The sequence below is a fragment of the Williamsia sp. Y712 genome (assembly GCF_059445525.1).
In genome coordinates this window covers 1,670,251-1,691,728 of sequence record NZ_JCAIUN010000001.1, presented here as the reverse complement: position 1 = coordinate 1,691,728, position 21,478 = coordinate 1,670,251, and the positions used below count along the sequence as shown (strand labels likewise).

Sequence of the window (21,478 nt, the reverse complement as noted above, 5' to 3'; positions counted from 1 at the left end):
CAAGCGCCCCTGTCGACACTCATGCCGCCCCAGGCACTCTCTCGCCAACCGGCGCCATTCCTTCCAAGAGTTCAATGAACGCTGAAAGACTCTTGCCCTGCGAATAGAACTCGGCACAGTATTTCTGTCCGTGCCGTCCGAGTTGGCGCATCCGTTCGGGAGTACCACTCAATTCACCGATCATCGCAACGAGTTCGGCTGGAGAACCGGGATTCACCACCACGCCGCCTCCTGAGTTCGTCACAACCTCAGCAGTCGTACTACGCGGATCAGTGCAGGCGATTACCGGACGGTTCGCCGCGAAGTACGTCGTCAACTTACTCGGCACAGCCATTTCAACGACGCCCGACTTCTCGTTGACAAGCAGAAAATCCGCGGCTTGCAACGCGAGAGCAAAATGCGTATCCGGCAACGGATCCACAAAGGTCACAGAATTGACGCCCTCAGCATACTGTTCCAATTCATCTCTCCTATTACCGTCACCCACCAGATAAAAGTGTATTGACCCTCCCGCTGAGTCGGATAGTCGAGCTGCATCTATCACGTTCTCCAACCCTTGCTTGGCACCCATATTGCCAGCGTGGACTACTATCGTCCTGTCCAGAGCCCAACCAAGTTGCTTTCTCGGATCCGACTTTGAATAATCGCCAATGACACCTTCTTCAGCTCTGACGGTGTGATTCCAGTTTCGGACGATCTTGATGCGACCGCCGGAGACGCCCATAGAAGTAATCGTCTTTTCAAATCTTTCGTGTATTGCGCAGACGAAGTCAGCGCGACGCAGAACCGACGATTCCAACCGTGCAAGTACACTCGCAACAAACTTCCCAGCACCACCAGTCTCGGAAATCCCTAAACCGTAGATGTCCTGCACCCACACTACCGACTTTCGATCCCGAGCTGATAGCGAGACTCGCAACAGAACAAGTGCCGTCGCCATTAGTGAGGGCGAGACACAGATGATGACGCTCGAGTCCCCCCACCTCGAAAACACCGCGCGGACACCAAATGCAATTTCCATCACTGCGCGGTTCAGAACCCGCGGGCGCCTTGGGATGTAGTGCCGCATACGCCTGACTCGCACTCCATCGACTACTGCCGAGCGCGGGTATTGACGACCTTCTGCAGACACGCTCCACGTCGGATAATGCGGGTAGCTAGTGACAACATCAACCGGATACCCTTCATTCGCCAATGCCTCCGCAAGACCTGCAGTATAGGGCGCGATTCCTGTCGGCTCCGGCCAATAATTGAGGCCTACAATCAAAACTCCCGGCTTATTCACGGAGAGACCCTTCTTTGGGAGGCGGCTTTCATATACGACTTCCCATGCACACCTGCCGTACACAAGAACAAGACGAACAGAAGGACGAATAGTCGCGACATAGCCTGCAATAAGGAACCGCGCAAGATCAAGACCAGATAGACCGAAACCGGTATAAGCATGAATACGATCGCGTTAAGTTCGGAGGCCCGGCCAGCGCCAGCGTCTTCCCGAAGCTGATATATGGAAATCTGTCGATATAGCCTTCCGACTAGATAGAAGCCGACGCCGACGCCGATGAATCCAAACGACATGTATAGTTCGCTCCACAGTGGAGCCGATAGGTTCGAGTTTCGGTACTTAATGAACTCTGCAACCACAGATCCGGTGTCCATCGGCTTACTCGGCCAAACCGATCTCGGGATCATAAAGAATACGGAACCCAGCAGATTGTCCCCGAAAGAGTAGCCTCGTTCTCCTACATACGTGACGAGGTTCCCAATCTGGGACATCGAATCATAATCCGTTTTTGTAAGTAAAGTTCCCGCCACTCCGCTATCGGCCTGCTTCAAGCGGCTCCCCGTGTACCTAAAAGCGTCCAAATACGGGAATAGAAAAATGCTCGCTGAGACGAATCCAGCTATTAACCATCTGACTCCATTCCGGGTTCGGCTCCACGGTAGAAGAAAGAGAAGACTCAACGCGATAACCAGAAACCAGAACCTCGAGGAGGAGATCGGATTATTGAGCAACACATTCGATCCAACCAACATTGCGAGCAGAGTCATCCAGTACAGACTCCGACGCAACTCCCGGCGGTTTAACAGCAGATAGACCACCGCATATAGTGCGACAAACGGGATAACTGAAGTGACGCTCGTCAGGATGGCGCCCGAAGCCTTTGAGCTGCTGCTGTAGTAGCCACCATTGAATAGGAACTCACTTCTCGCCTGCCGGCTGGTGAACAGAACATCAATTCCGCCGAGATAGTAGACGAACAACGGCGTCAGCAATACCGCGGCAATGCCCAACATCGCCACGCGGCGTGGGTCCACGAGCCGCGTGGATGGCAACTTCGATCCGAGCGCATGGTTTTTGCCCCGAGTGTGCATGTTTCGGCCGAGCCCGAAATCGTATGCAAGGAATCCGATGAGGACGATCACGGACTGTGTGACGGCGACGTCGTCGTCGAGAATCGTCTTCAGCGGATTCCGCCCGGCCACATACTGCAACAGTGGAGCAACGCCGAGCCATGTGTAGGAGTATCCGAAGACCATCAACGAAACCCAGTCCGGCCTACCCCAGGAAGCAATCACACTGAGCCGGTAACCGGAATACAGTACGATCAAGTACTGGAGTGTCAGAGCAACTAGATCGAGGTTCTGGCTTCGGGGGACTAACGACGTAAGCCAGACCGGAAGCAGTAGCGCGAGCACAACGAAGAACAAGACTCCCAAGACGGGCGACGGTCTTGTCAACTGTCCGTTGGGCTTCATGAAGGTGCTCGCACGAGCACTAACGGCAGTCATGTGCCCGCTCGGCCCCGTGCTAGCAACCAGGCATACTGCCGCTCGAGCCCCTCGCGGAGATCTACCGTAGGTCGCCACCCCAACTCGCTGCGTACCAGCGAACTATCGCCATCCGTTCGGCGCACATCACCGTCCTGAACCGCGATGCGCTTTATCTCGATCGGATCACCGTGGATCTCCTGCAGGATCGCCAACACGTCATTTACCGTGGCGTGGCTCGCCCCGGACAGGTTGTAAACCTGACCCGTACAAGTCGATCCCGCAGCCAATATGTTCGCGCTGACAATATCATCGACGTACGTGAAATCTCGAACCTGCGTGCCGTCTCCGTAAAGCGTTAGAGGCTCACCACTTAGGGCCGCCTCAATGAATTTGGTAAACGCCATGTCCGGACGCTGTCGAGGTCCGTAGACGGTGAAATATCGTAGCGACACGGTTGCCATATTAAAGTTCTCGGCGTAGAGACTCACCAAGTGTTCGGCCGAGAGTTTAGTCACGCCGTATGGCGAATACGGTCGTGGAACAGTTTGCTCGGTGCATGGCCAGACCTTCGCATTTCCGTACACGCTTGAGCTTGAAGCGTATACAAACTTCGCGCCATCGCGCTCGCGGACCGCCTCGAGCAACCTCTGGGTTGCGAGCACGTTGCACTCCACGTATTCCTTAAATCCACTGCTCCAGGAACTGCGCACACCAGGCTGGCCAGCCTGGTGAAAGATCGTGTCGCATCCGTCTAAGGCAGAGCCAAGCGTGTCTATATCCGTACGCAAGTCGGCTTCTATGAAATGGAACCGCTCGTAGGCTCGGAGTATCTCGAGGTTTGCGCGCTTCCGCAGGGGGTCATAGTAGTCAGTTAGACAATCCACGCCAACAACTTCTTCGCCCTCGTCCAGAAGCCTTTGCGCAAGAGTAGAGCCTACGAAGCCAGCACAACCCGTTACAATTTTCGAGCTCACTGAGCTGCACCTTGGTAAACGTTCTCCAGCGCGCGAGCGACGCTCGCCATCGTAAACTTCTCGTTCACTAGATCGATTCCATTCTGCTCATACTTCGGAAGTAGATGGGGGTTCTGGCAAAAGTCCCGCAGTTTATCGAGAAGGCTGTTCAAGTTTGGCTGGACAACGCCTCCAGCATCTGCCTCGGACACGTACGGCGCCAGACCACAACTCGTCGTGATGACCACGGGGGTGCCCCCCGCGAGACTCTCAAGAACGATGTTGGGAAAAGGTTCGTCAATTGACGGGAGTACCATTACGTCATACTGGGTCAGTATATTTCGTACCTCTGAGTAGTGCAGCGCCCCGACGTATCTCACACACTCTGTCAAATGAAGGTTCTTGATCATCTCCTGTGCCTCCGGCAACGCACCTTCATCCGGGCCGAAAATGTCCAGCGTAACTTCGTAGCCCTCCTGACGCATCCTTGATACAGCTTCAACCAGATGGGTCAGCCGCTTACGTGGATGGAGCCTGGAAATGAAAACCAATCGCAGACCACTTTGATCGACCGGATATGACTTGTGGCCTCCAACAGCAACTGAGTCGACGCCATTAACTACATGGTGCGTGCGTACTGGTGGACCTACCGCGACGAGATCTCGCTCTTCGTAGGGGGTCAGGTACAACATCGACTGTGTGCTCGATATAGCTGGCCTTGTCAACACCGTGTCATAAATTCGGTAAACCAGGCCTTGACGTGGCGCTAACATCCCGTGCGTCTGCCATACAACCGGCACACCCTGTTTGGCAGCTATACGCGCCGCGATGAGCATCCAAAGATCGCGACCCGCGTGCATATGCACACAGTCATATTCACCAGCGTGCGCGCGAAGCCACTGTAGCGCTTCCCTACTATAGGCGGTCGCGAATCGGTGGCCGGGAAGCCTCTTGAAAGGAAACAAAGTTGCACCAACACCGAGTACGTGAGTCGGAGTCTCGCCGTCACCACGCCACAAACCCAGAATATGGCAGTTGTTACCGTTTTCCTCTAAGGCAACACATTGGCGCGCAGTCCCACGAACTGGGCCTCCATACTCAGCCTTGTCGCTTACCAAGGGAACCAGATGCAAAATCCTCAAGCCACTACTCCATTCGTTACAGGACTGTTTTCCGGCGTTCGCCGGCGGGATCTAGTTACCAGGAGCGAACTTGCCCCCGCAATAGTTCCACTCAACGACAATTCCACTAGAAATCCGACCGCCGGTGAAACGCCGGCAAAAGCCAAACCGATTAAGGACAGTGCTCCGACAATCCCCGCGGTGTAGACACACACACTTGCCGCGAAGACGTGTATCAAAGCCGCCTGAGCCGCAACCACGATACCCAATGCCAACAGGACCACCAGGGTCGATATCAGTAGCAGCCCACTTGAGCCAACACTGGTGAGTACCGCCCCAACGAATGACAAGGTCAAACAGCTAGCGAGTAGAATACACCTCTGTTTAATCGAAACTCGATTCCTTATTTCGCGTCTCCGAGTAAAGATTTCGTTGATTATCAAGAAGCCCAACAAAGCCTGGACCAATACATAGACTATGAGATAGAAGTGCCAGAGCTGAAAGTCCGCAACAGGCGTCATACCCCGAACGATGTTCACATCGTTGCGATACAACATCGCAGAGCCGGTACCAAGCCCAAGTGCGAGCCACGACGATCCGGATCTGCTTCTGCCATACGGAACCAACAGAAATACTGTCCAAGCGACTGGGAGGGAGAAAACGGCCATATTTGCCTCGTACGCCCCCATGATGACCAGAATCAAGAGCCAAAGAAGGTTTCGAACCAGAATAAACTGTTGATACGCGACTCGGCGGCCAGCCGATATGAGCGCAGAAGCGTGCCCGCCAGTCACGACACCCGTCAAGGCGCCCGCTAAACCGAGGAATATCACTGCAACTACTTGAATGGCCTGCGAGTCCCCCGCACGCACCGCTCCTATGGCACCAGCAATGGCTAAGACAGCTACAACGAACGCTCCAAGGTATCGGGACACGTTGTTGCGGTGCTCAGTCTGTACAGCCGCAGCTTGACCCGCTTGTAACGAAGCGAGTCCGACCGCGACGGCGATCGTCGTTGAGCGGTCGGACCCGAACAGCTCAGGCGCAGCTAATAGCCCTGCGCTTAGCAGCAGGTTCAACGCTGCGTAAGCCGAGGAGCCGATACGCGACGTTCCTTCGAATTTCTTCAGCATTATGCTCTTGCCGTTTCCACTTTCTGCGGGGTGATCAGGGAATTGGCAGAGACGCTCGTCTCGGGGCCGATCAGTACCTCGCCGGCCACTACCGCACCAGCGTAAATTTTCGCACCATCACCGATTGTGGGATAACCATTTTTTCCATCACGGCCGAACGTGACATTTTGGTAAACAACGACATCCCGGCCGACTTCGACACCTGTTCCGATTACTATGCCGACTGGGTGGGGCAGGCACAGCGCGCCTCGAAAAACGACTCCCGAAGAGACATCACAGCCGTACCTGGATAAGAGTCGGCCACGCCAAAATATGTGCATAATGCCGCGCGAGTTCGCTGCGAGGCGAAATAACGTCGCCGCCCTCAGTGAAGGGGACAGCGCCCAACGCGCAATCCAGTAGGGCTTTTCTTTACGTCCACTCAATGCTGCGAGGAGCAAATAGTCGCCCCGCGCGTGTCTGAGCACGTCGCTTGTAGTCATTGAGGCCTCTCGCAGCATGGTCCGTCACGCTTTCGCTCGTTGTCTTCTTCCAGTCGCGAAGTAGTTCCAACCCGCCTCTCGCCATGTCTCCGGGTCGAGACAGTTCCGTCCATCGATGATGTTCTGTGATCTAACTGCTTTGGCGACCAAGGAGGGATCCATCCGGCGAAACTCCGCCCACTCAGTGAGAACCAACACCATGTCGGCGCCAGAACAGGCCTCGATCATCGAAGTTGCGTAATTGAGCGTCGGATACTGCTTGCGGGAGTTATCCATTGCCTTGGGGTCATACACGCTTACCGAGGCTCCCTGGAGTTGTATCTGACCGGCGATATTCAGCGCCGGGGAGTCCCTGACGTCGTCTGAATCAGGCTTGAACGCGGCACCGAGAACGGCCACTCGGGTACCGAGCACGGTCCCGCCCAGCATTCGCTTTGTGACGTCTACGAGATCTAGGCGGCGACGCATGTTTATCGTGTCGACCTCTCGGAGGAATGTCAGGGCCTGATCAGCCCCGAGCTCCCCCGCGCGCGCCATGAATGCTCTGATGTCCTTTGGTAGGCATCCGCCTCCGAAGCCGATACCCGCGTTGAGGAACTTCCGGCCAATTCGGTCGTCGTGGCCGATAGCATCAGCCAACTCGGTGACGTCCGCACCAGCCGCTTCGCACACCTCTGCAATAGCGTTGATGAAGGAGATCTTGGTAGCAAGAAAAGCGTTGGCAGAGACCTTCACTAGCTCAGCGGTCGCCAAGTTGGTTACAACAAAGGGCGTGCCAGAAGACAAAGGAACCTCGTAGATCTCTCGTGCGATTTCCTCAGCCCGTGTTTGGCTTCGCAGATCATCGACTCCCAACACCAAACGGTCCGGTTTGAGGGTGTCCTCCACCGCATGTCCCTCCCGAAGAAACTCGGGATTCCAGGCGACTTCAACGCTCACGTCTTCCGGAACGATTGCACGAATGCGGTTCGAGATGTGCTCAGCTGTACCAACGGGCACCGTGGATTTCCCGAATATGACTGCGTCGCGAACTAGCAGCGGGCCCAGCCTCTCCACTACAGACTCGACGTAGCTCAGATCCGCGGCGTACTCCCCCTTCTTCTGTGGGGTCCCTACCGCGAGAAAATGCACATCCGCGAACTTTGCGGCATCCTCATACGACGCTGAAAACTGCAACCTTCCCGCGTCTATGTTCCTTTTCAGCACCTCTTGCAAACCGGGCTCGTAGAACGGCACCTCGCCGACCTGTAGCTTCGCTATTTTAGATGGGTCAATGTCTACGCCCAAGACCTCGTGGCCCAGTTCCGCCATACAAGCAGCGTGTGTTGCGCCGAGATAACCGGTACCTAGGACAGTCATCTTCATTTTGGTTTCCCTCATTTTCCGAAGTCTTACATCTGTTTATGCTGCACTGTGCGCACTCGAAGCAACGCGCCAAGGACGCGCAGGGATGAAGAGCCAGCATTAAAGCATCCGCCACGCACATAGATTCGCACTGTGGTCGAATGTGCGCCTTACGAGTTCCTCGAAGGCACGCATTCAAGCCTCGGGAGCCCAGGCCCGGCAATATCCTGGTCACCTCTGGGTTCGTGCATCAATATGCACCCTCGCTCCGAGTGACTGCCCGAAGCGTTCGCCACAAGATCATCGCGTCCTGCATCACCGACCAGTTTTCAACGTACGAAAGGTCGAGCCGAACAGATTCCTCCCACGACAGGTCTGAGCGGCCAGAGACTTGCCAAAGCCCAGTCATCCCAGGCCTGACCAGCATGCGCCGTGTCACGATGCCAGAGTATTTCTCGACCTCATCCCGCAGCGGTGGCCGGGGACCGACCAAACTCATCGAGCCACCGACGACATTGAATAATTGCGGAAGCTCATCCAGGCTATAGCGCCGCAGGAACTTGCCGATCGGGGTCACACGGGGATCGTCACGGAGTTTGAAAAGCACACCTGATCCCTCATTCCTTTGGATCAACGCGGCCTTCTGCTTGTCAGCACCGTCTACCATGGTACGAAATTTCCACATATCGAATGGTTTATTGCCCAAGCCAATGCGTTCAGCCCGATAGAATATCGGCCCCTTTGAACCGAGCTTTACCGCGATCGCACAACCGAGCAGGACGGGGCCCAGGGCAATTACGAGCGTGAGCGCTCCGACCCGGTCAAAGGCGGCTTTCAGGAATCGGTTTGCACCATCGTATCGCGGCTTGTCGATATGGAGCAGGGGCAGTCCGGCGACCGGCCGAACCATCACGCGCGGCCCGGCGACATCCATGACCCCGGGGGAAACCAACATGTCGACGTTCATGCCCTCAAGCTCCCAAGAAAGCTCCCGCATCGCCGAATGTCCCAACGCCTCTGCGGATGTCACCGCCACGGTGGTTGCCCCGCATAGCGCAACCGCATCGCGCGCATCCCTGAAGTTTCCAAACACTGGAATGCTCAGCCCCTCTACGGTGAGTGACCGGTGTTCGGCTCCGGGCGGAACACACAGGCCAACCACCTCGTAACCTAGCCCCGGGTTGCGATTCAAGTGGGTGATAAGAGAGTCCGCCGAGGAATGACTTCCAACTACGAGCACCTGGCTCAGATTTCGGCGTCGCAACCTGCTTCGATGCAGGCCCTTTCGCCAAGCCCATCGGGACACGAGCAAACTAATGGTGCCCAGTGGCAACGCAATAGCGACGAATCCTCGCGCGAGATTCAATTTGAACGTTAGATCGACGATGGCCAACAAGCCGAACACAATGAAACAAGCGTTGAGAACTCGGCTGTACTCTGTCGGGCCGTCTCCCACTATGCGACGATCGCCGCTTTGGGTCGCACGTAGCGCGAAAATCCATGCTAAAAAAAGACAAAGCGTCAGAATCGTTGATTTCAGCGTGGTACTCGCCGCGAGAGTTTCCGTGCTGCCGAATCTGATTTGATGGGCAACCAGGACGGCGGCTGCCACGATGATCGCGTCCGTCCATCGGATCCGTCCGACATACTTACTGGCCCAACGATCTTCGCGCGCTTTGACAACGGGCCGCAGACGCGCCCCGCCTGTATCGCTCTCAGACCATACGGTTGTCACCGAGCTTTCACGTCTCGACATCCTAGCCTTCCCCGGCGCTGCTTATGCCCCCGACAACCGTCGGTGCCGAATATCCTGCAATAAATTGTCGGTTCTTGATTGGTTGCCACTGGGTTCATCCAAACGCTCGCAACCTCTGCGCACCATTGCGTGATACGAACGTTACTGTACGAACTTCGTTCGTGCGTACCGTCGGCCGACGCTTACGGGGTTCGTTAAACGACGCCACGGATACATATGTCGGATTCAAATCGACAATTTGTGCGTGGCATAGCAAATTTCGTCGCTAGCGGTCGCTAATTGCGGACCTGTGGTGCACGTCACCCATAGTGGCCGCGTCCGAGCATCAGGCCCCCGTCGCCTGGCGTTTCACCCATGCAGACGCGACGCTAACGGACCAGTTTGACGTGGACCACAAACGCCGGGGCCGTCATCCCCCAGTGTCCCAAATCACTCACAACCGAGCATTGAGGTAATAATAGACAGCATGTTAATTGAGCGTCAAGCTCACAGAATTAACCTGTGCGTAACATTAGGGGGTGCTCGATGTCGGGATTTGGACACCCGCGGGGACAGAGTTTGTACGCTCAAGACGTGAGCAACTGACAGTCAATTCGTCAGCGTTGATTCGCGTCGTCAGCGTTGATTCGCGCAGTTCCCATGGCCGAAACTCGCATGTACGAATAATCCGCCCAACGCATCACTCCGGTGCGCTCACACGGCCGCATCGCCAAGATCTGCCCGTCGACGTTGCCCGCGTATTTCCCTGTGTGCTGGCGATTCGACGTCACGGTGCGGCGTCACCACGCCTTCGACTTCGACTTCCATCGATCCAAGCCGCCAATCTATTTACCGCCTCTTCAACCTCAACGGCCACGGCGTCGAACACCGCCGGCGACTGACGGATCGGGTCAACAATGTCCAACTCAGGGTCATCCGGCTTGGCAACAATCGGATGGAAGACGCCAGTGTCCCCCGCAGACCGAGGGATCTCATGCAACGTCAGAATCCGCTTCCAACGAACCGGGGCCATCTGCCGCGCCGCCGCCCTATGTTCCCTGGCCATCCCTAGTACCAGATCCTGTTGGGCCACAACAGATTCGGTTAACAGTCGAGATTGGAAACCGTCGAAGTCGAGGTGCCGGTCCCGGAGCACACGCTGACTGTCGGGGTGCATACGCTCACCGTTTCGCGCACGAGTCCCTGCACTGGAAACCGTCAGACCGAGTCCAAGTGAAGTGCTCCGATCTCTCAACATCCGTTCCGCGATGGGCGATCTACATATGTTGCCCGTACACACGAACAAGACCTTCATCGCGCTCGCCCCCTTTTCGATGAACTAGCAGCAATCATCTGGTTTCATCCTTAGTCAATCCCTCTGCCTTTCAATGGATCCCGGCCGACAGTCCACATCTTTTTCGAGGCGAAGGCGGTCGGTCCGAGACATCCATTTGCCACATCCGCGGCCGTTAGGCAGATTACGCATACAGCCCAAGGGCCCCGTCGCCCACCAACCAGGTTTAACAACGTTATCGAACCGCCGGTCGTCGAGGTCAGCTTGGTTCAGAACGGCTGTGACCTCCACTGCGCACTGGCCCGCGGTGGGATATTTGTCCGAGCGTGGTATCAAGTCACGGCGACGCCACAAACGGCAAGAGAGGGTGCCAGCATTGTATGCGACCACGTCCCTCGCCGCGCGCGCAGTTGGACGTGCGTCGACGATGCCGACTTCCAGAAGTTTGCGCCTATTCGAGGCGCCTTAGTGCGCGTGTAATTGTGACGTGAACGCGACAGTCACGCTCGATAGGACGGATGGTCGGCCGAGGTGAGATGATCCAGGTATGGGTGACACACGGAGGCGTTGGCCCCGACGGATATCAGGTAAGACAATTGCGTCGATTGCAGCCATCATTGTTGGAATAGTGGTAATCGCCGGGGGGTTACTAGTAAACGACCATCGAACAGGTGGCTCCGACACAGGCGCATCGACGGTGCACCTGCCAAGTCAACCAGCCGAAGATTCAGGTGCTATGCCCCCATTGCTGGCCGTCGTTGGGGACAGCTACACAGGTGGATCAGACATGGGTGGCCGGGGCCAGTACAATTGGCTTTCTGTTCTGGCGAATAGACTCGACTATCTTCCCTGCGGTTTCCCCGTAGGCGGAAGCGGTTGGACTGCGGGACGGAGCGGTTTCACTTTTGGGGCCCGTGTGGAATGGGCGGTAGAGCTGGACCCGGATGTCATTGTCTTCTTCAACGGCGTGAATGACCTCAAGAGCGATGTCAGTAAAGCCGGTATAGAAGCCGATAAGGCGTTGGCTGACCTACGTTCCCGTAACCCCGATGTCCCCGTCGTAGTCATCGGGCCCGTTCTAGTACAGGACTCGTCCGCCAGCAAAACTAAGGCGATGGCCAGCAAGATACGAACAGCCGCGCTCGCCCACGACGCCTTCTGGGTTGACCCGGTTACCGAGGGATGGTTTGCCGGACCGGACCGCAAACTAATTGGGATCGACCGCTTCCACCCGACTAACGAGGGCATGATTTACCTCGCCGAGAAGATCGAGGCGAGCCTCAGGACATTTGGCCTCGCAGACCTTCCGGAACGCACTCGGGATTATTGGGCGTGCAATGTCCCAACAGTCCCTGATCCCACACCAACCACACCGCCCGAGTGAATCCTATCGTCGTTTCCAACCGTCGTCGTGTGCACGGTTGATAACGCGAGCGACGGTCTGGGGCTGTTCGAAGCGACGTGCTTCGGTTCATCTAAAAGTCTTGACGTCTAGGTGATCTCAACGGCGCCGGTCTCGGGGATCGAGGCGACAGCTGCGCCGCGTCCTGTCCGATTTCGCGATTGAGAGCGGCCCAGTCAACTAGCGATTTCTCGAACAGATGGTCGATAGCCAATTTTCCGGGCGTTCATTTCTGAAGAGTTTTGGCGCTGCGACGAGCGGAACTCGGTAATAGTCATTTTAAATGCGGATATGACGTGTAAGGTTTCGAGCCATGTTGACGTTCTTTCATCTGGACATTGCTGACGTTTCACCGTCTACGGCCACGCTGATGGGTGTCTTGATCGCAGGAATCTGAGTCCGATACCACCTTGCCGCGCGGGTGAACCGATAGCCACAACGGCGCCGCCTACCAAATTTCGCAATCACTGTTCCCGGCCAGAGCCAGGGTCCTGATACGTATCAATATTCGCAAAGAGTTTTGGGATACAGCTACCAAACACAGTTGCTCGACCTCACAGGCAGAGATCTCTTGACAGATGCGGACACCATCGCATCCACGGTCGACCGAGTCCTCGCACGGCAGCAGGGAAGTATAGTTTCTCTGGTCGGTCACAGCGTCGGGGGCTTGCCTGCGCGCTTTTACCTGAAAACGCTGGGAGGCGTGACGACGTCAGCTCAGCGGCGGCACTTTACACCCGGCCTGAAGCACCACTACGCGATCCGTGGTGAACGTGAGTACAGCGATGAACGACTCGCCGGTAGTCAATCGCCTTGCCGCAATACCGGCAATCCCCGGCATCAACGAGCCATCGAACACAACATGACGCCCAACAACCCCGTTTGGTGTGGTCAGTTGTGAGTTCCGCGCTGACGGTCGGATGCCCAGGGACCTACGTTGTCGATCGCGACAACGCAGTCACGCCCGAAAGCGCAATCCGACTGAGTTTTCCGAACTGAGCAGACTGCGCAAGATCGCCGATACTCAACCAATACCGAGCGACCGGGACAACATGGGCCACGAGGCGTGGAAGTCGTCGTTCCAATAGCTCCATGCATGGGTGCCCGTGAACCTGAAGTGGGTGGTCGGGCTCATGCCCAGAGACGCCAACCGAAAGGCGAAGGCCTGCGTGCACGCATTGGTGACTGCCTCGATCAATCCACCGGCGACGATCTGATCAACGAGCTTGGCAATATCACCATCGATGTACGAATTGTTCAGCACGTCATACTGTCCCGGCAATCCGGTCCCCGATGACAGAAAGACCTCCGTCCCACGGAGTCGCTCGGCATGCACGAATGGATCGTGCGCCGCCCACGCAGGGTCGTCCGGTGGCCCATACATGTTTGCCGGATCACCCTTACCGACGTGGTTCATCGTGATTCGGATCAGGGCCTGCCCCACGGGATCGCTGACGCTGGCGCACCCGCTGTACGCCGCAACGCCCTTGTACAGTCCTGGTTTCGCAATCGCGAGTTGCAGTGCCGATGTCGCCACTTGCGACATACCCACCACAGCGTTGCGACCCGTCGTGTCCAGCAGTTCATCGATGACCGGTGGCAGCTCCTCGGTCATGAACGTCTCCCACTTGGCCACGCCGAAGTCCGGGTCGGGCTTCTGCCAATCCGTCCAGTAAGCATTGACTCCGCCGGATGGCGCCACGATGTTGACATGATCGTCGTCGAGGAACTCGGCGATATCGGTTCCCGCGTAGCGCCCGCCGCCATCGAGGAGATACAAGACGGGAGCAGGGGTCGAAGTATCCGCGGGGCGACGAATATGCACCGTCACATCGCGCCCCATCGACGCCGACCACACCGGGATCTTGAACTCACGCGGTTGCGCGGCCGATCGGCTCAGCAGCGAGTTGTCCATGCGTGACAACTCCCGATCCCAATAGCCGATGTCACCGCTGTCGGCAGCACCGGATTGAGATGGAGGCGACGGCGCCGCCATCGCTGTACCTGTGCTCACCAACAGACACGCAGTCACTACCACGCAGACCCCGAGACGCGAAAAGACCGACGAACTTAACATTACTATTTCCCACCCCAGCAATATCAAAACAGTGGATACATTCCGTAGCAGGCTAACCCGCTCAGCAGGATAATGCGTTTTCGATACCAACGTGTTACCGGTCGCCAGCCTTAGGTGCCGGCGATCGAATAGATCCGGAACTGAGCGCCCCCATTGGGGCCGTGGATGGTCATCACCAAGGTGGCGAACCCGGCGCCATCTTCCCAGAAAGTGGGATACCGAACATTGATGGAATCGAGCTCACCGAGTCCGGAAGGCTTGGGCGCCAGAATGTATCGCACACCCTCACGTGCCGGATCGTTGAGTTTGGTAAAAAAGTCGTAGTCACTGCGCACCACAAACTGTTTCGAGTGTTCCGACCACAACCACATGCGCGAGAGACCAAAGGTGTCGACGAGGATCGACCCTTCGGGCAGATTCTGCGCGTCGAACCAACGGACGGTATTCCTCGAGACTTCACCGAACCAGTAGAACCAATACTCCGACTTGGGATATTGCTCAGGCCAGAATGCCGAACGTAGTCCGTACTCTTCTTTACCTATCGCCGGGTTGAGCATCGATTTCCACGTCACCGGCACCGAAGTCAACAACACCGCGGCCATGAGCAAGGTCGCCCACGCTGACGGTCGCCGCCACCTCGACGACTTCGCGGGGGCTCTCGCGCCCGGTGGACGCCACGTACACATCAACGCCACCACGACCAGCGGGATGGCACCCATGAAGAACCTGAACCAGCCGAACGTCGATCCCGACAGAATGGCGTACGACTGGAAGGTGAGCACCGACCCGAACACCGCGAGTGGCGCTGCTGCCTGGAGCGTCCGATTTCGAATAGAGAAGGCCACCACCGCAATCGCGACCACAAGTATCAACGGTTCGGTGCCGAACACGTTCGCAGCAATGTTCTTCAGGAGCGGAACGTACCCGGTGCTCTCGGCCGAGACGATACCGGCTGCCTCCACCTGGGCCGCGTTGCCGTACTGCGAGGTGAACTGGGCAAATAGGGAACCGTCCAACATCCACCCAGTCAGCGCCCACAACACAAAAGCACCAGCCAATGGGAAGGCCACTATCACCACGTCGTGAACAGCAAGTGCTGCAGCAGTTTTGAGTGGACGGTCAGCCCGATGTTGTCGCAGAATCGACACACCGAACACCAGAATGGCCACTGCTGCACCGGCCACCACTGCCTCGTAGCGCGTCAGATACGCCAAACCCAACGCGATGCCGGCCCAGGTGAGATCGTCGACGCGTGCCGTCCGCATCCACTGCAGCAACCGCCGGCACGCCCACAGCAACAGAAAGAAGAACGGCGCCTCACTCATACCCGACCCGGCGTAGAGGATCACCATCGGATTCAGCGCAAATGCCGCTATCGCAAGCCATCTCGCGACCGTCGGGACGTGACAGTCGAGTCCGATCCTGCGCACCTGCCAGACCGCACCTGCCATGAACAGCGCACTCATCACGGCGCCGGCGAAACCCACCGTCTTCAACTCCGGCCACCACGCACTGAGCGGCAACAGCGGTATTTCCACAAGACTGGGCAGGGGATTCCACACGAACCCGATGGCGCCCAGGTGAGGATCACGGCTCATGATCGTGTAGCCGGCGTTTCCTACCCGGCTACTGGCATCGGGATTGATGTACCCGACCACCAGATAGAGGTAGTAACCCACCGCGAGGTATGCGCCTGCGCAGAGCACGAACAGCGCCAGACCCCAGCGCTTTTCGGTCCTCCTACGCAACCGGGTCCGCGAGTGACCGGTGTCGGCCGCCTCGGCTTCACCGACCGAGGTCGGCGCGATCAGTTCAACTGTCATGATCCGCGGTGGTCGGGTCTGCTGCGGTGGAACGACGGCGCCGGAAGATCAACAGCACACCGGCCATTGCCCCGACACCTATCCCGACCGCCACCGCGGCCCATACCCACACCGCCCAGCCGTCTCCTACGTCGGGACCGGAAGCCGGCAGTCCGTCACTGTGGACGGTCAGGACTGTCGGTACTCCACCGAGACCCGCGACCAGGACGTCGCCGGTCAGGTTGCCCAAGCCGCTTTCCAGGGAGTCGAGGTACCCGAACAGCGGGTCGACCAATGCCCAGTCCCCGGACGTCGTCACCACGACCAGCGTCCGATTGTCTTGCGCATACGACTGGATGCTGCCAAGTCCGCTCGGGATCTGGGCGACGATCGCGGCCGGCACATCGATGGTGGTGGTCTCCCCCACCGCGTCGATCGGCGGATGCAGCCCCGCTGCGGTGATCGACTCGGCCGACGCCACGATCAGCGCGCCCGAACCACTGCGTGCGGCCGTGTCCAGATCGACGACGATGGGCCGCAGGATCTCCGGCGACAACTGCTGTACCGCAGCCACCATGTCAGCCGCGTGGGTCAGGGTGCTCGGGTCAGAATCGTCGGTGGCGACCTGGAATGTGGGTGCCCACGCCAGCGGCAACGCCGAGAAGCCCCCGACCGCGCCATCCCGCGTGTGGGCCGTGGCCGTCGAACTCGGCTCCACCTCGAAGGTCAACGGCACGGTCCGCGGGTTGCACGCGCCGGGAGCGGGCTCGTACGAAACCACTATCGCCAACTCGGCACTGGAAGCTACGCGTTGTGCCGGAATGGTGAACTGCGCGTGTAGTTTCCCGCTCTCTCCGAGAGCTGCCGAGTAGATGGTCTGCCCGTCAGCCTGCACCAGCACCGTGGACTTTTCGCTCTCCTGCACCGGCGTATAGATGGCTCGAAGATCAACATCAACAGTGCCGGGGTTGCTCAGCGCGAAGACCGCCGGATCGAACCCGGTGTAGAGAGTGGCCTGACCGAGAGCGGATACCTTGAGGTTCTGCGAAAAGTGCTCAAACATAACGGTGTTCGAACCCTGCACTGAGGACGCATCAACGGAATCAACGGCCACAGAGGGGACTTGCGCCAGAGCCAGCAGTCCGCTGGTGAACAGCTCCACCTGCTTCGCCAGCGATTCATTCCCACCGGTGATCGCGAGATAGGGCGCACCCCCGTTGGGGTTCAGCGTTATCGCACCAGCTGCGGAGTCCCGGACCACGACGGTTCGCGAGAAGTTGTCGAAGGCCGCCCGCGGCGGCTCGGTGTTGCGGCCCAGCGTCCGGACCGAGATGTCGATCGGGAGCGGACGGTAGTGATTGGTCAGCGCTGCAACAAGACTGAGGACTGCTTGCTTTTCGGCGACGGTCGGCACCGGGTCTACGTACACGACGGCGTTCGGCAGTATCGATGGAAAGAACTGCTGCACCGTCGTCGGACGCGCCTGTTGGCCCGCAAACCTCACTGCCAGGTTGCTCAACGTCAATTGCGGGATCGGGCCGCAGGCCTGGTCGAGCCCGGTCGAACGAAGGACCAGCCTGATCACGGCGGCATGATCCTGCACCGGAACTGCCGAGATGTCGACGGCGAACGGAGTCGCCTGCAACGCGGCACCTGCCGGGGGCACCGGTATCGCACCGATGATCTGTCCATCACCGCCCTGGATCTCGACATAGCCGTTGACGACATTGACCGCCGGCTGCAATTGCCCGGTCAGGCTCGTCGGGCGGACACCGTCGGGAGCGGGAATCGTCACTGTCTGAGGTGCATTGATCGCACCGAAGGACACCGTCGATCCCATCCCCAATTGCCGCCAGCCCAAAGTCGTGCTGACACCGGGCTCGTCACCGGGAGCACCCCATGCCGGCCCAACACCTGACACCAGGCCGACCACGACCAGGAGTCCTCCACACAATCGACGCAACGTTGTCACTTCTTGTCCACTTTCTTCGAAGACAGCCCGTGGACCGTCTTCTCCCAATACGAAGGTTTGTAAGCGATTTGCAGCAGCCCTTTCACGGCGGCGAGCGACTGCAGGATCCAGTACGCGGGCACCAACAGTGCCGCGACCAGCAGATACGGCTTCTCTCGCGCGCGTGTCGAGATGATGCCCAGCAGGATGGTCAACAAATTGCCGACGGTGAACATCAGCAGACAAACGTAGTAGATCGGGCCGGGAAAGAGGTTCAGCATGAAATCCGGGTGCCCGGCGTACCAGACGAGCAGCGACGCCCAGAACCCGAGATTGAGCACATTGGCCACCGGCATGCCGATCGTCAGGTTCGCGATCCGCAACAGCGGGACGAAACCGACCTGCCGGTAGAGCGACAGCGGTCGGCGGGCGTGTACCAAGAACGTCTGAACGTAGCCCTTGTACCAGCGCGATCTCTGCCGAATCCAGTTCACCACATCGGGATTCGCTTCCTCTTCGGTCAGCGAATCGAGCACTAGCGTCCGATACCCGTGCCGGCCGAGCCGGATACCGAGGTCGGCGTCTTCGGTGACGTTGTAGGCATCCCATCCGCCGAGAGCCCGCAACACCGAGGTCCGGATGTGGTTGGACGTGCCACCCAGGGGAATGATGCAGTTTGACTCGCTCAGCGCCGACAGCATGTACGAGAACCACTGGTCGTACTCGATCGCGAACCACTTGGTGAGTAGGTTGTCACGTTCGTTGTAGTACCCCAGACGCGCTTGAATCGATGCGACGTCCGACGGACTGTGCGCGAATACCCACGCCGCCCTGCGTAATTGGAGAGGATCAGGAACGTCTTCGGCGTCGTAGATGGTGACGTACTCGCTGCGATCGAGGTCCAGTGCCATCGCATAATTGCAGGCTTTGGGTTTGGTCCTGGGCTCACTCGGTGGCACGAGCACCTTGGTCACACCGGGCAGTTCAGCGGCTTCGTAGGCGGTGATCGTGGCGCTGTCGTCGGCCTCGAGTACCAGGAAGATGTCGAGTTTGTCTGCCGGATAGTCGAGTTGGCCCACACCCTCGACCAGCGTCTGGACGATCTCCGGTTCGTCGTATACCGGCAGCAAAACCGTGTACCGCGGGAGATCCTCGTCGGGTATCGCCCGTGCATCCTCGTCGGAGACCTGCACCACGCCCTTGCCGTAGAGGCCACGCAGAAGCAACACGGTTTTGTCGACGGTGGAAACCAGAAAGTAGATCGACGCAAGCGATGCCACACAGCTCACCGTCAGCCGCCAGTTCAGGATCGTCGCAACCACCACGACAAGGACGAACACCACCCCACCGATCTGCTGCCCACCGGTGAACGGGCGGCGGGCCGAGAACTCATCGGCGAGCGGGACGGTGCGGGCGTCCTCGAATGTCGCGCTCATCGGCGATCCTGCGCGGAATCCACGATGATCTCGGCTATGCCGGCCAACTGCGGTTCAAGGTTGGTTCGGGTGCCCTGGTCCGACGTCGGTGCGATCAGCAACCACTCGAGTGGCTTCAACACGGTGTTGGTGTAGTTCAGCGACGACGGTTCGGGAACCCTCTCCGGCGCTCCCTCTTCGCGCGAACCGAGCAGGTAGACCGTCTGATATTGCGTATCGACACCGGTTTTGGTGCGCCACACCCAGTAGCGTGCCGCCCAGAGCGACTGCCCCGGCGTCGTGGCCGTATCAAGTTGATTACTGAGTTCTCCGAATTGGGTGATCTCGCGATCGTTACCCACAAATCCGGCTCCCAGCACCACCGGAGGCGCCGACGCGTACCAGATCCCGCGGCGGAAGCTGGAGAACCGGCCGAGATGCGGGCTGGTGAAGACGTCGAGGAATGCCACCTCATCACCGATCTGCACCCGGTGGCGCACCACCGAGCCGTCATCACCCATGAATCTCGGACCCCACTCGAACGTCTGCGGTTCACCGACAACAACGCCGCTGGTCGCCAGGTTGTCGATCCAGTCGGGTTGGGCCCACATCAGTCGATCCGAATCGGGCAGGTCGAGCGGACGTGGTCCGGTCGCCAAGATCAAGAATGCCAGCGAAAACGCCACCACGATGGAGAGAGGCGACCGTTGCGGCAGCGAGATCCTGGTTGGAACGTGAACTCGCCGCGCCACCAGGACGATCACACCGGCGGTGCACACAGCGGTCGGAAGCAGGTAGACCACCGGGGTCGGCTGCTCCTTCAGCAACCAGGTGCCCGCCGTCCCGATCACCAAAAACGCCGGCGGTACCGACCACTTCAAGGGCGAACCGCGCAATGCCAGGAACGCGGCCATCGCACCGTAGAAGACGGTCATCACACCGAAGGCGAGGGTGGATCCACCCAGAAGCTTCCCGAGCATCAAAAAGTTGGGCGGGAAGCAGGCCACCATGAAGGCCCAGGTCAGGTAGTCGCGGACGACGCGGCGGATACCGAACGCCACGATGGACACACAGAAGATCCAGATGAGGGGCGGGATGAGGTCGGCATGCCAGAATGCCGCCACCCCCGGGAGCCGAGGTATGGCCGCGTTGGCGCAGATAATCCCGATGGTGCCGAACACCACCGCAACGATCCGGTCGAACTCCCCGTCGTTGATCTCTTTGCCGCGCGGAGTCCGATCCAGGCTGTAAGTGATCATCATGGACCAGACCGGAGTGAAGAACAGATACGCCACAGACGAACCCGCGAGCACCCACTCCATATTGGAAACCCACACGGGCCAAAACGCGACAACGGTGCTGCCGATCGTGACAACAACCCGGGTGTTGAACGAGAAGTCGCGAGGGCGCCCGACGGCCGAGAGAAATCTCGACAATTGCGGACGCGGCAGCCGAGAAGGTGGCGAAGGGGCGCTGGAGTCATAAACGTGTGGAGAATCTATCGTCACCGCGATTTCCCCGAACCGAGTTCATTCGACAGACGGAAGCCAAATTCACGATCATCAAACACGGGGCGAATCAATTGCGATGTTGACACTCCCGTGCATTTGACCACGACACTTACCTCTTCAAGTCGACCAATTTCAATCAATTCACACACGAATTGACACGGTGTGTCAATTCGTACCGAGCCAGGGGTTCGAAGCCCGAGCGACCAAGTAGCGCAGGCACTTCGGCTTGTGAATGTGACGATCAGAAACGGGTGATCGTGCCGATCATTACTGCATTTCGCACTCCGGAATGCGCCCCTGGCATTCGAGTGTGCGGGGACGGAGTTGATATTTTTCCAAGGGGCACACCAGCCGCAAATAGAACCGCGATTAGAGATTTGTATTCACCAATTCACATTCCACTTGCGACAAACCACAAGTGCAGCACTCGGCGCCGGCGCTGACCGACACCACAAATCCCCCGTCGCCCGAAGTGGGGCCTCG

General features: G+C 58.3%; 14 protein-coding genes. 1 reads left to right on the top strand and 13 read right to left on the bottom strand.

The window, feature by feature from the left end; genetic code table 11:
• Nucleotides 1–19: 19 nt before the first annotated feature.
• From AC1D75_RS07900 to AC1D75_RS07865, 8 genes are all read right to left on the bottom strand, one after another.
• Nucleotides 20–1,285, bottom strand: a complete 1,266-nt coding sequence (locus AC1D75_RS07900) for a glycosyltransferase family 4 protein (RefSeq protein WP_495514722.1) — start codon at nt 1,283–1,285, stop codon at nt 20–22.
• Entirely contained in the window at nt 1,282–2,760 is a 1,479-nt protein-coding gene (locus AC1D75_RS07895) for an O-antigen polymerase (RefSeq protein WP_495514721.1), read from the bottom strand. The genes AC1D75_RS07900 and AC1D75_RS07895 overlap by 4 nt, the downstream gene beginning before the upstream one ends.
• Before the next feature lie 29 nt (nt 2,761–2,789).
• Nucleotides 2,790–3,749: a GDP-mannose 4,6-dehydratase gene (locus AC1D75_RS07890; protein ID WP_495514720.1), complete on the bottom strand. Its 960-nt coding sequence runs from the start codon at nt 3,747–3,749 to the stop codon at nt 2,790–2,792.
• Nucleotides 3,746–4,846 carry a glycosyltransferase gene (locus AC1D75_RS07885; protein ID WP_495516010.1) on the bottom strand — a complete coding sequence of 367 codons (1,101 nt, stop codon included), beginning with the start codon at nt 4,844–4,846 and terminating at the stop codon, nt 3,746–3,748. Before AC1D75_RS07885 ends, AC1D75_RS07890 begins: the two co-directional genes overlap by 4 nt.
• Before the next feature lie 1,135 nt (nt 4,847–5,981).
• Entirely contained in the window at nt 5,982–6,464 is a 483-nt protein-coding gene (locus AC1D75_RS07880) for an LbetaH domain-containing protein (protein WP_495514719.1), read from the bottom strand.
• Nucleotides 6,465–6,488: 24 nt separating this feature from the next.
• On the bottom strand, nt 6,489–7,829 hold the full coding sequence (locus AC1D75_RS07875; RefSeq protein ID WP_495516009.1) for a UDP-glucose dehydrogenase family protein: 1,341 nt from the start codon (nt 7,827–7,829) through the stop codon (nt 6,489–6,491).
• A 229-nt stretch (nt 7,830–8,058) separates the two neighbouring features.
• Nucleotides 8,059–9,564, bottom strand: coding sequence for a sugar transferase (locus tag AC1D75_RS07870; protein WP_495514718.1), 1,506 nt, complete (start codon nt 9,562–9,564; stop codon nt 8,059–8,061).
• A gap of 766 nt (nt 9,565–10,330) precedes the next feature.
• Entirely contained in the window at nt 10,331–10,858 is a 528-nt protein-coding gene (locus AC1D75_RS07865) for an arsenate reductase/protein-tyrosine-phosphatase family protein (protein WP_495514717.1), read from the bottom strand.
• Nucleotides 10,859–11,384: 526 nt separating this feature from the next.
• Here AC1D75_RS07865 and AC1D75_RS07860 point away from each other — a divergent pair.
• Nucleotides 11,385–12,221, top strand: coding sequence for an SGNH/GDSL hydrolase family protein (locus AC1D75_RS07860; RefSeq protein ID WP_495514716.1), 837 nt, complete (start codon nt 11,385–11,387; stop codon nt 12,219–12,221).
• 1,042 nt (nt 12,222–13,263) lie between these two features.
• On the opposite strand, the gene AC1D75_RS07855 is transcribed toward AC1D75_RS07860, so the two are convergent.
• The 5 genes from AC1D75_RS07855 to AC1D75_RS07835 all read right to left on the bottom strand — a co-directional run bounded on the left by AC1D75_RS07855 (nt 13,264) and on the right by AC1D75_RS07835 (nt 20,920).
• A complete protein-coding gene (locus AC1D75_RS07855) occupies nt 13,264–14,253 on the bottom strand; it encodes an alpha/beta hydrolase (protein WP_495514715.1) in 990 nt (329 codons plus the stop codon).
• A gap of 173 nt (nt 14,254–14,426) precedes the next feature.
• On the bottom strand, nt 14,427–16,139 hold the full coding sequence (locus tag AC1D75_RS07850; RefSeq protein WP_495514714.1) for an ArnT family glycosyltransferase: 1,713 nt from the start codon (nt 16,137–16,139) through the stop codon (nt 14,427–14,429).
• Nucleotides 16,129–18,090 carry a hypothetical protein gene (locus tag AC1D75_RS07845; protein WP_495514713.1) on the bottom strand — a complete coding sequence of 654 codons (1,962 nt, stop codon included), beginning with the start codon at nt 18,088–18,090 and terminating at the stop codon, nt 16,129–16,131. The genes AC1D75_RS07850 and AC1D75_RS07845 overlap by 11 nt, the downstream gene beginning before the upstream one ends.
• A complete protein-coding gene (locus tag AC1D75_RS07840; RefSeq protein ID WP_495514712.1) occupies nt 18,087–19,505 on the bottom strand; it encodes a glycosyltransferase family 2 protein in 1,419 nt (472 codons plus the stop codon). Before AC1D75_RS07840 ends, AC1D75_RS07845 begins: the two co-directional genes overlap by 4 nt.
• Nucleotides 19,502–20,920, bottom strand: coding sequence for a hypothetical protein (locus AC1D75_RS07835; protein WP_495514711.1), 1,419 nt, complete (start codon nt 20,918–20,920; stop codon nt 19,502–19,504). Before AC1D75_RS07835 ends, AC1D75_RS07840 begins: the two co-directional genes overlap by 4 nt.
• Nucleotides 20,921–21,478: the final 558 nt, after the last annotated feature.

What these genes read in the sequence shown, in the direction of transcription:
- AC1D75_RS07840 (WP_495514712.1), bottom strand. Translation starts at nt 19,505, where the DNA reads ATGAGCGCGACATTCGAGGACGCCCGCACCGTCCCGCTCGCCGATGAG.
- AC1D75_RS07880 (WP_495514719.1), bottom strand. Translation starts at nt 6,464, where the DNA reads ATGACTACAAGCGACGTGCTCAGACACGCGCGGGGCGACTATTTGCTC.
- AC1D75_RS07875 (WP_495516009.1), bottom strand. Translation starts at nt 7,829, where the DNA reads ATGAAGATGACTGTCCTAGGTACCGGTTATCTCGGCGCAACACACGCT.
- AC1D75_RS07865 (WP_495514717.1), bottom strand. Translation starts at nt 10,858, where the DNA reads ATGAAGGTCTTGTTCGTGTGTACGGGCAACATATGTAGATCGCCCATC.
- AC1D75_RS07895 (WP_495514721.1), bottom strand. Translation starts at nt 2,760, where the DNA reads ATGAAGCCCAACGGACAGTTGACAAGACCGTCGCCCGTCTTGGGAGTC.
- AC1D75_RS07850 (WP_495514714.1), bottom strand. Translation starts at nt 16,139, where the DNA reads ATGACAGTTGAACTGATCGCGCCGACCTCGGTCGGTGAAGCCGAGGCG.
- AC1D75_RS07860 (WP_495514716.1), top strand. Translation starts at nt 11,385, where the DNA reads ATGGGTGACACACGGAGGCGTTGGCCCCGACGGATATCAGGTAAGACA.
- AC1D75_RS07870 (WP_495514718.1), bottom strand. Translation starts at nt 9,564, where the DNA reads ATGTCGAGACGTGAAAGCTCGGTGACAACCGTATGGTCTGAGAGCGAT.